Origin of the sequence: Chryseobacterium sp. JUb7, assembly GCF_024806495.1 — a bacterium.
GTDB lineage: Bacteria > Bacteroidota > Bacteroidia > Flavobacteriales > Weeksellaceae > Chryseobacterium.
On record NZ_JANUFF010000009.1, the window covers coordinates 113820 to 127197 of the forward strand.

A 13378-nucleotide genomic window follows, 5' to 3' on the forward strand; every position below is an offset into this window, starting at 1 on the left:
TAAAGGTTATAAAGAAGCGTTTTTGTAGTTGTTCTGGAAAATTTCCATGGCCCATAGAATGGTCTTTGTTTTATCCCCTTTGGTTGCCTTTTCAATTTGCTCCTCCTTTACTCCTGTAGATTTAATAAGATGCTTTGCAGCAGGTAGAAGAATGTCTTTTCTCTGTTCGCTCATCTGGAAGGACTGATATTCGGTATTGAGCTTTCCATCAGTTACCGGAAGGTCTTTCGAGTTATTCACGGTGATGATGGCACGTTTAAAATTCTGAACAGCTTCAGCAGTCTGATTTTCCTGATTTACTGTCTGGATGCTTTCATTATTGCATGATGTTGTGATAATAAAGCATGCAATAGCTAAAAAAAATGTTTTTTTCATAGATATTAATGTTGGGTTTGCGATATTATAAAATGTAGAATTTAGATTTTATAATATCTTGGAATATGAATAAAGTTTTAATTGATAAAAACAAACTGTATCATCTGAGCCAGGAACTCACGAAGAAACATGGAATAAAATGCAAATATGTTTTTTCATAGTTAAGTATAATGTTTTGGTTGGCATAAAAATAAATAAAATACTATATATTTCAACAAAAAGTGATAAAAATTAAGTTTTATTGGTTTCTTAATTATGCAATGCAATGAATAGCAATTGTTTATTGTTTAAAAATTAAATAAGAAATAAGGTTTTTATACATCATAAAGACTTTATATTGCTATAAAGTCTAATTTTTTTTCACAAAAAAGTGATGTTTGTGGTTTTTATTTCAGAAATTTTGTTAGCTATCTAAAATAGAAGTGATTTTGTTATGATATTTTATCTCAAGGATTTCTTTCTATTGGAAAAGCATCATTTCTTTATAAGCTTTAAGATAATAAATGTGAAATAAGAAAAGATAAAAATAAATAAAGGAAGTGTAAAACCAAAGTAGTTAAACTCTTTTAACGGTATTTGTAATAGTCGGCTTACGATAGGTGAAAGTATTAAGATAAAACTTATTGCCGATTTTAAAAGATCATGCTTCCAACTCACGAAATTTAAAATAATTCCGATAATTCCCAATATTGCAAACACCTGATCTGTAATTCCAGATGAAAAAACAGCTACAATAAGCCATAGAAAGAATAGAACAGGAATTATCATTCCCATCAGAAATATAAAACAGTAAGATATAACGGACGTAATTTTTAAAATACTGATTATGCCCATTTTTAAATGCTTGCTATTTTAATTTCCTGTTGCTGATTTCTTCTTTAAATTTATTCTAGGTTTTAATATTTATGATCAATCTGGGCAGTTGCAGACGAAATTATTTAAAATCTTTTTTCCACTCGGAGATGGGCTTAAAAAAATTGAAAGACTGATATTTTGAAGCAATTCCGATATTGTATCCTGAAACCACCATTACGTTTAAAATATCCTGGTCAGATTCGTAAGCAGAACTTTTGATAAAAGCTTTCACAGTCTCCTGAAGCTCAGGATTACTGATGCTTTGGTCCTGCGGAATTTCATCAATGTTGATTCTAACGGTGTAGGTGTAATGTTTATTTTCCTTGTTCCCTCCAATTAATGGATTCATAGATACAGAAGCGTTTGTTACATGATCCTGCTGAAGTATTTCTTCATACATGGGAACAAGCTTGGTAAGTGTGGAATTGCTGTTTAAACTGTAAACGGATCCGCATACTATCAGCAGAAAAATACCTCCTGTAATGTAGTAGGGTAGTTTTTCAATTTTTGGCATAAAAGAAATATCTTCACTTCTCTGCATTTTAACGACATATGTTTTTGCTGCAATATCATGAAGAGACTGTCTGGTTGTTTTGTTAAAGATATAAAAAACAATAATGCCCAGGCCCACTGTGAAAATGATCATTCCCTGAATAACGGTAACTGGAGAGAATAATGAGATGCCTTTGATTTTAAAACCATTAAGGAAAAAAGGAGTTGTATAGACTAAAGCTCTTATGAATGAGGTTTTCAGACTGATCAAATGCCCATGAATATTCACCACCTGAATTTTCATGATTTTTTTTCCTAAGGTCTGTCCATTATTTATTTTAGAATTTAATAAAGTCAGGTAAAGTAATGAAATGATCCAGCCAATGATTTTTGCATTTTCGCCGAGAGAAATAAAAAAAGTATTGAAAATAAGTCCTAAAATATATCCGAAAATTCCAAGTATGAGAGAATCGAGAAGCATTGCCCAGATTCTTGTCCAGAATTTTGACAATATCAGATTGTTTTCCATGATTAATTATAAAATTAGATCTCAAAAATAATCAATTTCTAATCCTGTACCTATAAAATAAAGTCTTAATAGAGGGTTAATTAAAGTTTTTTTCAGATTTTGGTAATGGAGGGAGGACGCTATTGTTAGCTGGCTATTTTTATATATCAGAAACTTCCGGCTTCCCACCTCCAAGCCTACAATTAAAGTATAGTTTTCAAAACTCCGCCATCCGCTCTCAAACTCGCACCATTCGTAGCAATCGATAACGGGCTTGAAAGATAAGCTGCAAGATTGGCTATTTCTTTAGGCTCAATAAACCTTTGTAATAAAGAATCAGGATTGGTTTGCTGAACAATAGCGGCTTTCATCTGATCAATACTGATATTTTGAAGCTTTGCAAAATGTTCCACAGTTCCTGCAACGCCATCAGAATACGTTGGTCCGCCGAGAATCGTATTTACGGTAACCCCGGTTCCTTTCGTCAATTTAGACAATCCATTGCTGATCGCCATCATCGATGCTTTTGTTACTCCGTAATGGATCATATTTCCGGGAATATTTACACCCGATTCACTGCTGATGAAAATAATTCTTCCCCAGTTTTTCGCCAGCATTTTAGAGAAAAGCTGTCTTGATAATTTAACGGCACTCATTACATTCACCTCAAAAATATGATGCCAGTCTTCATCAGAGATGGTTTCAAAATCTTTCAGTTCGAAAATTCCGACATTATTAATTAAAATGTCAATATCATTCAGCTGTTCAAGTAAATTATTTATCTGTTCTTTTTTAGAAAAATCTGCTGCAAGTCCGGTAACTTTTGCGTTGGGAAACTGTTGCTGCAATTGTAGAACAGCTTTTTCAGTTTTGTCTTTTTGTCTGCCATTGATGATTACTTCTGCACCTTCTTCCAATAATTGTTGAGCAATGGCAAATCCAATACCTTGGGTAGAACCACTGATAAAAGCTTTTTTTGATGTTAATTCTAAATTCATTCTAATTAAATTTTATTTTTGTAATGATCAATCCAAAAATGGATAAAAAAATTAGCTGAGAACAGCCAATTGCATTTCTATTTGTTGAGAAAGTACTTTTTTGTCAGGATACATTCTTCTTAATGTATTCAGACCACACCAGAAAGTGATGAGGTATTTGCCTAGTACAGAAGCTTCGGCTGTATTTTTCAGATCTCCTTTTTTCTGAGCTTTTCGGATGGCCTCCGTGTACATTTCCTCAACTTCTTGGAGAATTTGTATGGCCTCATTTTCCAGTTCATCATCAATATAGGCCATTTCTACAACCGTGTTTGCGATGATGCAGCCCTTCATATGGGATGTCTGATCTTCAAAAGCTATATTTCTGAAAAAAGCTTTAATCAGCTCAATTGGAGATTCACTTTTTTCCAGTTCGTTTTTAAATTCATCAAAAAGCTGTCTTCTTTGGTTGAGTGCTTCTTTGAAAACCTGTTTTTTTCCGCCTTTAAAAGTATTGTAAAAACTTCCGCTTCCCGCTCCTGTAATGGTCAAAAGATCGTTCAAAGAAGTTGCCGTATACCCTTTTTTCCAAAAAATATCCTGTGCTTTCTGAATCAGTTCCGAGTTGTCGTGAATGTTGGGTCTTCCTCTCATTTTATTTTTGTAATGATCGATACAAAAATAAAGAAAATATTTTAATCGTTAAAATATTGGCTGTAAAAATGGAATTTTTAGTTAAAAGTCTGCCTGAATTCGAGAGGTGAAATTTTCGTTTTATTTTTAAATAATTTACTGAACGACTGAGGATGTTCGAAGCCCAGTTCATAGGCAATTTCACTGATTGATAGTGGAGTGGTAGATAGTTTTTCCTTAGCTTTTTCGATCAGTTTTTCATGAATATGCTGTTGGGTGCTTTGTCCCGTTAAGACTTTTAAAAGTCCGGTTAAATAACTTGGAGAAACATTTAACTGATCTGCCACAAATTGTACAGAAGGAAGGCCTTTTGTAATTAAATCTTCATTATTAAAATAATCCGTTAATAACTTTTCTAATGAATCAAGGATTTTATGATTGGAAATTTTTCGTGTAATAAACTGTCGCTGATAAAAACGTTCAGCATAGTTCAATAAAGTTTCTGTTTGCGAAATAATGATGTTTTGGCTAAATTTATCAATATTAGAATGATATTCCTGTTGAATGTTTTCGATAATACTGTAAATGGTATTTTCTTCTTTTTCGGAAAGAAATAAAGCTTCGTTGACAGAATAATCAAAAAATTCATATTGTCTTATTTTTTTGGCTAAAGAAGTATTCCAGAAAAAATCGGGATGAATAAGTAAAATCCATCCCGTATGTTGTGCCCGTACATTTGGATCGGGGTCAATAGTTACACTGAAAACCTGCCCCGGAGCCATAAAAAACATCATCCCTTCATCAAAATCATATTCCTGCTGGCCATAGGTTATTTTGGCATTGGAAGTTCTTTTTGCTGAAATTGAATAAAAATCAAGAACCCAGCTCAACTCTTTCACATCAACATCATGACTGATTGTACTGTAATCAATCACACTGATCAATGGATGTTCAGGTTTCGGAAGTCCACGGAACTGATGAAATTCGCTGATTGTTTTGATTCTGATAGGCTGTTTCATACTATAAAGTTAATTGATTTTTCAATGACTTTTAACTTAAAAGATGATAAAAATTTTCGACTCTGAACAGACTGAGAACCTTTAAAAGACCAATCTAAAGGATAGTATTAGCTGTGTCATCCTGAGCGCGAAGCAGTCGAAGGATTCTATAGAATTTCAGAAAAGAAATTTAAAGATTAAAATACATTTTAGCAAAGTCTACTGCAAAATCCTTAAGTTTCGTTTTTCCTAAAACTGGTCTGTTTTTATAATAATCTTCATACAAAACGTTTCCTCGTCTCGCCATGTTCATTTCCACAAAACCTTTTGCTGTTTCGGGATTCATGCCAACTTTTATTAGATTATTCAGCAGGTTTTCATCAGAAATTTCCAGCCACTTTAGATCGGGATTTCTGATCGCTTCGCCAAGAGTTTTTGCAATTTCATTGGGTGAAATTTCTTCACTTGCAATGTATCTGATCTGCCTTCCGTTAAAAGGTTTCTCGATTTCCTCAGCAATGACAGAAGCAATATCTAAAGGTGAAACCCATGGTTCCTTATCATCACCGCCATAATTTTGAATAATCAAATTCTGTGATTTTATGGTTGGCATAAAAGAGTGCATGTTATAGTAAAATCCAACCGGGCGCATGAATTTAATGGAAACATCATCAGGAAGCTGATTCAAGACTTTTTCGGCTTCGTGATGAAATTTCAAAATTCCGTTTCCGCTTTCCATGTGAGCCCCGATACTGCTCAAATGAATAATATTCTTTACTCCGGATTTTTCAATCGCTATTTTATAATTTTTCGCAATCTGAATATTTGCATTAATAAAATCAATATCATGATTAAAAAATACTCCTGCATTCAAAGCTTCCATTGCATAAATAATATCCGCTCCTTTGAAAGTTTCAGTTAAAAATTCTACATCTTCCATTGTACCGATCGCTGCTTTCGCTCCTAATTTTTCAATGTCGGATTGTCTTTCAGTATTGCTGCTTATTACAGTTACATCATGTCCTTTGCTGATTAGTTCCTGTGTTAATGGCTTACTGATATTTCCTAAAGAACCTGTTACAATAATTTTCATTTCTTATTTTTTTGTTGAAACAAAGTTCAAGATTGTGCAAAATGTTGACGTAGCCGAATCTACTTTTTGTGTAGCCAAAAAAATCAAATTAATTATCTATTGTTATTTAATTTGATCAGAAATAAAAATATTTTAATGATCAACCTTTATATCATTTTCCTTTATGGTATACCATTTTAAAAATTTATTATACTCTTCCTCACTACTATTTTTCCAGGTTTTATATGCTTGCTCATCGTCTATTTGGAAGATTCTTGAGCATTAAAAACTTGAATTGGAATGATTACCAGGACAATTTATGTTTTTTTCATAAATCATTACTTTTATTTTTCAAATATGCAGATTTTCCCAATAAGTTTAAAAATAAAAAGAGCGGAAAAACCGCCCTCAAAGTATCTAACAAAAATTTTTTAAATATAAACACATCCGCAACCTGTCTCCCAAGATTCGCATAGATGCTGGGGTTCCATACATCCGGGGCTTCCACCGCCACCGCCATTGGAAACTCTGTAACAAATCCCATCACTGCAGTAAGTCGAATACCCGGGGAATGTTCTTGGGCAATTGCCATCAACATCACAAAGAGCATAAGGTGTGTCGCCTCCGCTGATCAGAGACAATTCTTTTCTAGCTAGTTTCTTTAGATTTTTCATAGTGATTAATATTTTAATTTGCTGATTACTAATATACAAATAAATTTTAATACACTTTATTGTGATTTAAAATATTTAACGGAAAAAATTTACGATTTGAATGGGCTTACTTCAGATGGAGAAATTCCATATTGTTTTTTAAATACAAAAGAAAAATGAGACAGATCCTCAAACCCTAGATCAATATAAATATCAGATGGCTTTTTATGTTCTTTATCCAAAAGGAAATGGGCTTCCTGAAGGCGTCTGTTTATCAGCCATTTTCCGGGAGAAGTGTTAAAAATAGCTTTAAATTCCCTTTTAAAAGTTGAAAGGCTGCGTCCGGTCATAAAAGCGAAACGCTCCAAGCTGATGTTGAATTTATAATGATGATTCATAAATAACTCAAGATCAATTTTATGCGGAACACTGAAATTGAAGAAAATATTTTTAAGATCAGGATTGCTCTTAATTAAAATCATCAGTAATTCTTCGCGTTTGATATCTGCAAAAGCATCATCCAGCTGTTCTGTTCCATTATAATAAGGCTCCAGAGATTGAATAAAGTTTTTAATCAGTTGATCTTCATTGATGAATAAAAAAGAGTCATTATTGTTGGTTGGCTCAACCTGATAAGGATGACGGTCCAGAAATCTTCTTAGAAATGCTTCATCAAAAGCAATAATGACCTTCTCAAAACCACCGCTTTCTTTATATTTTGTATACCGAACCAGATGATTTTTTCTTGCGATACAATAATCACCGGGCTTCATAGAATAATGCTTATATCCATCATACGAAACCATCGATCCTTTCAGTAAAAACAAAAAGAAATGCTCAGGAATAAACTGTTCCAGTGATATTTCGGGACCTAAATGACAGGATTGTATGTTATTGAATTTCATTTTATTATTAATTAATTTCTTTTGCCTTGAAGCAAAAGAAACAAAAGTTCAAGACTTGGAAACTTTCGCTAAAAATTTAAATTAACTCCTAAAATTTCCAAAACTTGTGCGAATTCAAGATTTGTTTACATCTCAACGTTGGTGTCGCACTTCGAACAGTGGAAATTTTTCAACGGATTTAATTTAAATTTTCTTAACGCTCAATTTTCCTAGGTCGGTTAAAATCAGATATAAATTTATGATTTTTTCATCAAACTATCCGCACTTGCCAGCAACGCTTCTTCACGGTTTCTTGGGTTCCAGTTAAGAATAGTTTTTGCTTTTTCATTGGACATTTCTTTGTAGAATTCTTCGCCGATTGGTTCTAATTTATGAATATTTTCCGCGTATTGTGGTCTTTCTTTTTTGAATAATTCGGCAACATCGTAGAAACTCATCACACCATCTGAAGTTGCAATAAAACGTTCTCCGACAGCTTTCGGACTCAACATTGCTTTGATATGAATATCCACAACATCTCTCACATCGACAACGCCCATCGTAAAAGTGGGAGTGTAGTTCAAAGTTCCGCTTAGAATTCCTGAAACCGCGTTATCCAATGAAGCAGAAGTAATTCCACCAATGGCAGGACCGAAGATTCCGACTGGATTAATCACTGATAATTCCAAGCCGTTGCCTTCTTTTTTGATGAACTCCCAAGCCGATTTTTCAGCAACCGTTTTCGATTTGATGTAAGCTGGAAGTTCAGCATTTATATCCGTCCAGTCTTCTTCCGTGAAAACATGGTCCTGAATTTCTTTGCTGTAACCGACTGCCGCGAAAGAAGAGGTCAAAACCACTCTTTTCACACCCGCATCACGCGAGGCTTTCAAAACACGCAAAGCTCCGTCTCTCGCAGGAATAATGAGTTCATTTTCATCTTGTGGATCCTGAGCAGGGAAGGGTGATGCAACGTGAAGAACATACTCGCAATCTTTGACGGCTTCGTCCCAATTGTTGTCGTTTGTAAGGTCTGCTTCAATGAATGAAAGTTGCGAAAAATCTTTAATTCCGCCTTCTTCCAATGCTTTGATGATGGTGTCTTTTTTTGCAAATGAACGAAGTGTTGTTTTCACTTCATATCCTTGTAGTAATAATTGCAGAACGGTATGAACTCCCAAAAATCCTGTTCCTCCCGTTACCAAAACTGTTGTTTTTGTCTGTACGTTTTTCATTTTGATTTAAATTTTACAGTACAAAGTTGGGGATTATTTGGAGTTGGAGTTTTGTTGTGGGGTTCAAGTTTTGTTTGTTGTGGAGGTCAAAAGATCAGATATTCTTTTATTCAATTTAAGTTTTTCTAATGAAATATCTATAAAACCTATTGCTTGTGATACTCTTGGCATATGATTAGATAGATACAAGTTTAAATATTTTTCATTAAATGTAAAATCTATTTCATTTCGATTAATTTCATTAGAAATAATTGTTGTTGAAAAATGCTTTAATAATTCTTCCTTTATATCAATATCTTCATCAGAATTATTTATACAAAAAAGTATAAATTCACTTTGATATGAGTATTCACTCATATCAATTACATCATAAACTGAGATTTTTCTTTCCGGTTGATAAGTAAAGTTCAAAGTATAAAAATAATCATTTGGATGTAATGCCCTAGTGTAAGATTCATTTCTTGTGAAAAGAATACTCAAGAAATGAGAATTAATTATTTTTATATGATAGTGAAAATCTAAGCTATATACTTCATTTTTTTCTTCATCTTTAAGTTCATTGAAAGAACTTCTAGTATCGCTAATTATTGAATTCCCTAATTGACTAATAAAGGAGTTGATAAATTCGTTGTCAAATAAGTCATTTTTAAGAAATTGAGGAAGTACAAAATTTCCATCAACATTTACATTAGAATGTAATCTTAATGGTAAATTTATTTCTTTATATAATTCAGGTTCATTATCTAAAGTTTTGAATGTAAATGAACCACCATTATGCCCTGTGTTTTCTAACGAACCAAAAATTGGTGTTTGCTTCAATTCAGGATTAAAATTCAAAATTACTTTTTGTGAAAAATCTATAAATGACATATTATCATCCATATTTTCAGATAATATTTTTACAACAATTTGGTTAAATGGACTATTTTTGGATTTTCCATCAAGAACTTTTTCTTTACTCCCAGATGTTAATGCTTGTCTAGATATTTTATTTTCTAAAGCTGTAATTCCTCCACCTCGGTTTGTCTCAAATATCCCTCCAGAAAAGCAACTATCAGAAATAAGAGCTATATGTTTAGATTCCGATATTTCAAAAAATTTTGTTATTTCATCTAAATTTAACCAAGTAATAATGTCTATATTTTTTGAATCTGAGGTTTGCCAATAAGTTGATTTTAATTTTGAATGATAAATTCCATGCCCAGCAAAATAAATAAGATAATTGTCTTCTTTTAGAGCATTGCTGAAAATGTCAAATAGGCGGTTATAAATAAAACTTTTTGTAGTTTGTTCTTTTTCTTTTAATATTTCAAATTCATCAAATATATATTTTTGTGATAAAATTTGTACTAAAGCCTCAATATCATTAAGGCAATTATTTAAATTATTAATTAAAGGATCATCATATTCATTTATTGCAATTCCTATAAATTTGTACATACTATTAATCTATATTTTCAAATTTATAAATTATTTTTAATTAATTCTAACCAAAAAAATCCCCCACGAAAAACTCGTGAGAGATAAAATATATGGAATCAACTCCTAATCAGGAATGATGAAATTTTTTAGTTATTGAACGTTGCAAAAGCACCTTCTGTAGCTGCAAAGAAGTTATCATAAATTAAACCTGTATTTCCTACACGAATTTCATATATGTTTTCCTGCAATGCTTTTACAAGGTCATTGGCAACATCTGAAGCCGGAATACCGTTTTCCAAACCGCCAATTTCTGCGGAGAAATCTGTGGCAACCAAAGGTGGCATCAATTCAAAAACTTTGATGTTGGTTTCTTTTGCCAGTTCGTATCTCAATAATCTTGTATGAGAGTGAAGCGCCGCTTTGGAATCCGAATACGTCGGAAGATGCGAACCCGGAACGAATCCAACAATTGAAGAAACATTCACAATGGCTGCTTCGTTTTGCTCTTTTAATAACGGTAAAAACTTGTCTGTCAATCGAAGAGGAGCGAAGTAGTTTGTTGTAAATTCTGCCACTGCTTTGCTGTAAATATCTCCGTCTGTTGCAAGATTGTAAACGTAAGCATTTCCTGCATTGTTGATCAGAATATTGATTTCTCCGAAAGTAGTTTTTACTTCTTCGTACAATTTGTTAACATCATTTTCATTCGTAATATCTGCCTGAATCGTGAAAACATTTTCTAAGCCTTTTGCTGCAGCATCCAATTTTTCTTTGTTCCTTCCAACAATAATGATTTTATTCGCTGGACTTAATACTTTTGTAATTTCTAAACCGATTCCTGAACCTCCGCCAGTAATCAAAATTGTGTTGTCTGTAATGTTCATAATAATTTGTTTTAGTTTGATTTATATTCAATTTAAATATTGTACTATTTGGTACAAAATATGATAAAAATTTTTATTTTGGTTAGGCTGGAAGCTGGAAGTTTGGTGCTGGAAGTTTAAACTCATCAAATCAACAGCATTATTTTAAAACCTCCATTATCCCGCTTCCCACCTCATTCCAATACTCTCAAATTCATTTCAATCATCGAACGAAGAATCTTTGGGGAGCTTTCCATGCGTCTTGTGACATGAATTCCATTCCATAAATTGGTTAAATGCCAAGCCAGAATTTCGGGATCTTCCTGAGTTTTCAGCTGTTTGCTTTGCTGGGCTTTTTGAATCGCTTTTGCAAAAATAATCTGTAAGCCTTTCAATAATTCTGCAGTTATTTGTTTGATATCCTCATCTTTTTCAGATAATTGAACGAGTGCATTTCCTAGATAACAACCTCTTTCAATATCGCAATCTTCAGCATCGGCAAGAATTAGAAAAAACTGTCTGATAAACTCAATCTGATCTTCAGAATTTTCAAGGAGCTGAGTAATTTTTTTTGTGAAATTTTCCGAAAACTGTTTGATCGAGCGAACATATAATTCCTGTTTTCCACCCTTAAAAGCCAAATAAAAACTCCCTTTCCCAATTCCCATGGCGTTCAATAATTCATCTGCAGATGCGGTGTCGTAGCCTTTATTTCTAAAGATCTCGGTCGCTTTTTGAATCGCTTCCTGCTCGTCGAATATTTTTGGTCTTCCCGCCATTTCTTTATTTTGATGGGACAAAGATATATAATTGTACTAATTGGTACAAAATAAAAATTTAAATATCTTTTATAGTTTTTGTCGATAAAGTTTAAAGATGATCTGTCAGAATTTATGGGAGATTGATTTTAAACCAAAACATCAAAACTCATCAACAAAGCCGTCTCAAAAGAATCGTTGTAAAGTTTTGTATTCATTCCTGTAATAGAAAAACCTGTTTTTTGATAGAATTGAATGGCCGGATAATTGGTGTTTTGTGTTTCCAGCTCGACCATTCTGCATTGCAGTTCTCTGGCTTTGCGATTAATGTTTTTAATGAATAATTTGCCAATATTCTGACCCCGATATTTCTCGCTGACCAGAATGTTCTCAATAAAAAGACTGTTGTTCCATTTTCTGAAATCACAAATTGCCCAACCCATTAATTCACCATTTTCAAAAGCTCCGAATGAATTGCCCTGTTCGATAATTTCATTCAGATCATCAACGTCTTCAGCATTTGTTTCCCAGATTTTTTTATAATATTGATTTTTTTCTCTGAGATTAAATTCTAAAGAGCTTCCGATTTTAATGGTAGAAACGGCAAGGATTTTATCGGTTTCATAACCGTTGAATCCCCAGTTTAGAGTGGGGTTGGAGGTGAGTTTTTCCAGTGTTTTGATTTCCATGAAGTATCTTATTCAGTTTTAATAGACGGTAATCCTCCTTGTTTTTCGAAATGTTCCCAAATATATTCCATATTGGGATAAAAATAACCATCTTTTTCAAGATTTATATACTCAGATGGAATTAATTTTATTTTGGGAGATCCTTAATATTTTGGAATTGAAATTTTGAGAAAAAAAGAAATGATTAATCAATCAATAAAAATTTTCTGCAATAATCATTTACATCATTTTCATAATCAAACTTACTTCCAGGCTCGCTTTTTTTTAATTGATATGTAATGATATCGACTACAATTTTTTTTCTGTTTTTATCATCAATTATTTTAAAATCTTTTAATGAATAATTTGGAGGAATAGAAAAATTAAAATATTCAGTTTTTTTATCATTAAACCTATAGTATTTAGCAGTTTTAAACCCTCCATAAGCATAACCGATATCAAAAACAGTTTTTCCATTATCTAAAATTAAAGGATAATTACTCGTTGAATATATTGTTTGATCATGCGTATTAAAGAGTAAATAATTACCAACTTCAAAAGCTTTTACTTTAAAAATATAAAAATTATATTCTTTACTCGTAAGAATTAATGTTGTGGCACTGTCACAGAACTTATGAAATACTATACTGTCATTTTGAAAAAACTTTGAGTTAACACAATGCCTTGTAAGTTTGTCTGGAAAATTTTTCTGAAATTCTTTATATAAATCTGTATTTTCTTTTATAGTGGGCATTCGCCTTTTTTGAATACTGTCTTTAATTATTTTTCTATAACTTTCTTCGCTTAGAAAGTTAATTGTTTTATGTATATTAGAACTAATGTTTAATTTGAAATGACCACAATTAGTTCTCACAAAACCATCCTGAGCAGAGAGATTGATCGAAAAAATAAATAGGCTGAGAAAAAATATAAGCTTCATACAAAGTGATAGAAATCAAAATTAATCAAAATTTCACACACTAAA

Annotated in this window: 14 protein-coding genes; all 14 read right to left on the minus strand. The window is 32.4% G+C overall.

Going from position 1 to position 13378, the window contains the following annotated elements:
* Positions 1-6: 6 nt before the first annotated feature.
* The 14 genes from M2373_RS16095 to M2373_RS16160 all read right to left on the minus strand — a co-directional run bounded on the left by M2373_RS16095 (position 7) and on the right by M2373_RS16160 (position 13333).
* The gene (locus M2373_RS16095) at positions 7-375 is read right to left on the minus strand and encodes a hypothetical protein (protein ID WP_259112072.1); all 369 of its coding nucleotides are present in this window, start codon (positions 373-375) and stop codon (positions 7-9) included.
* 934 nt (positions 376-1309) lie between these two features.
* Positions 1310-2251 carry an RDD family protein gene (locus tag M2373_RS16100; protein ID WP_259112073.1) on the minus strand — a complete coding sequence of 314 codons (942 nt, stop codon included), beginning with the start codon at positions 2249-2251 and terminating at the stop codon, positions 1310-1312.
* Between the two features lie 182 nt (positions 2252-2433).
* On the minus strand, positions 2434-3228 hold the full coding sequence (locus M2373_RS16105) for an SDR family NAD(P)-dependent oxidoreductase (RefSeq protein ID WP_259112074.1): 795 nt from the start codon (positions 3226-3228) through the stop codon (positions 2434-2436).
* A 51-nt stretch (positions 3229-3279) separates the two neighbouring features.
* Complete coding sequence (locus M2373_RS16110; protein WP_259112075.1) at positions 3280-3861, minus strand: TetR/AcrR family transcriptional regulator; 582 nt, start codon at positions 3859-3861, stop codon at positions 3280-3282.
* 77 nt (positions 3862-3938) lie between these two features.
* The gene (locus tag M2373_RS16115) at positions 3939-4859 is read right to left on the minus strand and encodes an AraC family transcriptional regulator (protein WP_259112076.1); all 921 of its coding nucleotides are present in this window, start codon (positions 4857-4859) and stop codon (positions 3939-3941) included.
* A gap of 169 nt (positions 4860-5028) precedes the next feature.
* Positions 5029-5931, minus strand: a complete 903-nt coding sequence (locus M2373_RS16120; RefSeq protein WP_259112077.1) for an NAD(P)H-binding protein — start codon at positions 5929-5931, stop codon at positions 5029-5031.
* Positions 5932-6341: 410 nt separating this feature from the next.
* Positions 6342-6584: a hypothetical protein gene (locus M2373_RS16125; RefSeq protein ID WP_259112078.1), complete on the minus strand. Its 243-nt coding sequence runs from the start codon at positions 6582-6584 to the stop codon at positions 6342-6344.
* A gap of 89 nt (positions 6585-6673) precedes the next feature.
* Entirely contained in the window at positions 6674-7468 is a 795-nt protein-coding gene (locus tag M2373_RS16130) for a helix-turn-helix domain-containing protein (protein ID WP_259112079.1), read from the minus strand.
* Positions 7469-7704: 236 nt separating this feature from the next.
* Entirely contained in the window at positions 7705-8682 is a 978-nt protein-coding gene (locus M2373_RS16135; RefSeq protein WP_259112080.1) for an aldehyde reductase, read from the minus strand.
* A 63-nt stretch (positions 8683-8745) separates the two neighbouring features.
* On the minus strand, positions 8746-10122 hold the full coding sequence (locus M2373_RS16140; RefSeq protein WP_259112081.1) for a caspase family protein: 1377 nt from the start codon (positions 10120-10122) through the stop codon (positions 8746-8748).
* A gap of 128 nt (positions 10123-10250) precedes the next feature.
* Positions 10251-10988 (minus strand): SDR family oxidoreductase, encoded by a 738-nt coding sequence (locus tag M2373_RS16145; RefSeq protein ID WP_259112082.1) that lies wholly within the window; start codon positions 10986-10988, stop codon positions 10251-10253.
* A gap of 173 nt (positions 10989-11161) precedes the next feature.
* Positions 11162-11746 (minus strand): TetR/AcrR family transcriptional regulator, encoded by a 585-nt coding sequence (locus M2373_RS16150; RefSeq protein ID WP_259112083.1) that lies wholly within the window; start codon positions 11744-11746, stop codon positions 11162-11164.
* Between the two features lie 128 nt (positions 11747-11874).
* Positions 11875-12414: a GNAT family N-acetyltransferase gene (locus tag M2373_RS16155; protein WP_259112084.1), complete on the minus strand. Its 540-nt coding sequence runs from the start codon at positions 12412-12414 to the stop codon at positions 11875-11877.
* Positions 12415-12598: 184 nt separating this feature from the next.
* A complete protein-coding gene (locus M2373_RS16160) occupies positions 12599-13333 on the minus strand; it encodes a hypothetical protein (RefSeq protein ID WP_259112085.1) in 735 nt (244 codons plus the stop codon).
* Positions 13334-13378 lie beyond the last annotated feature (45 nt).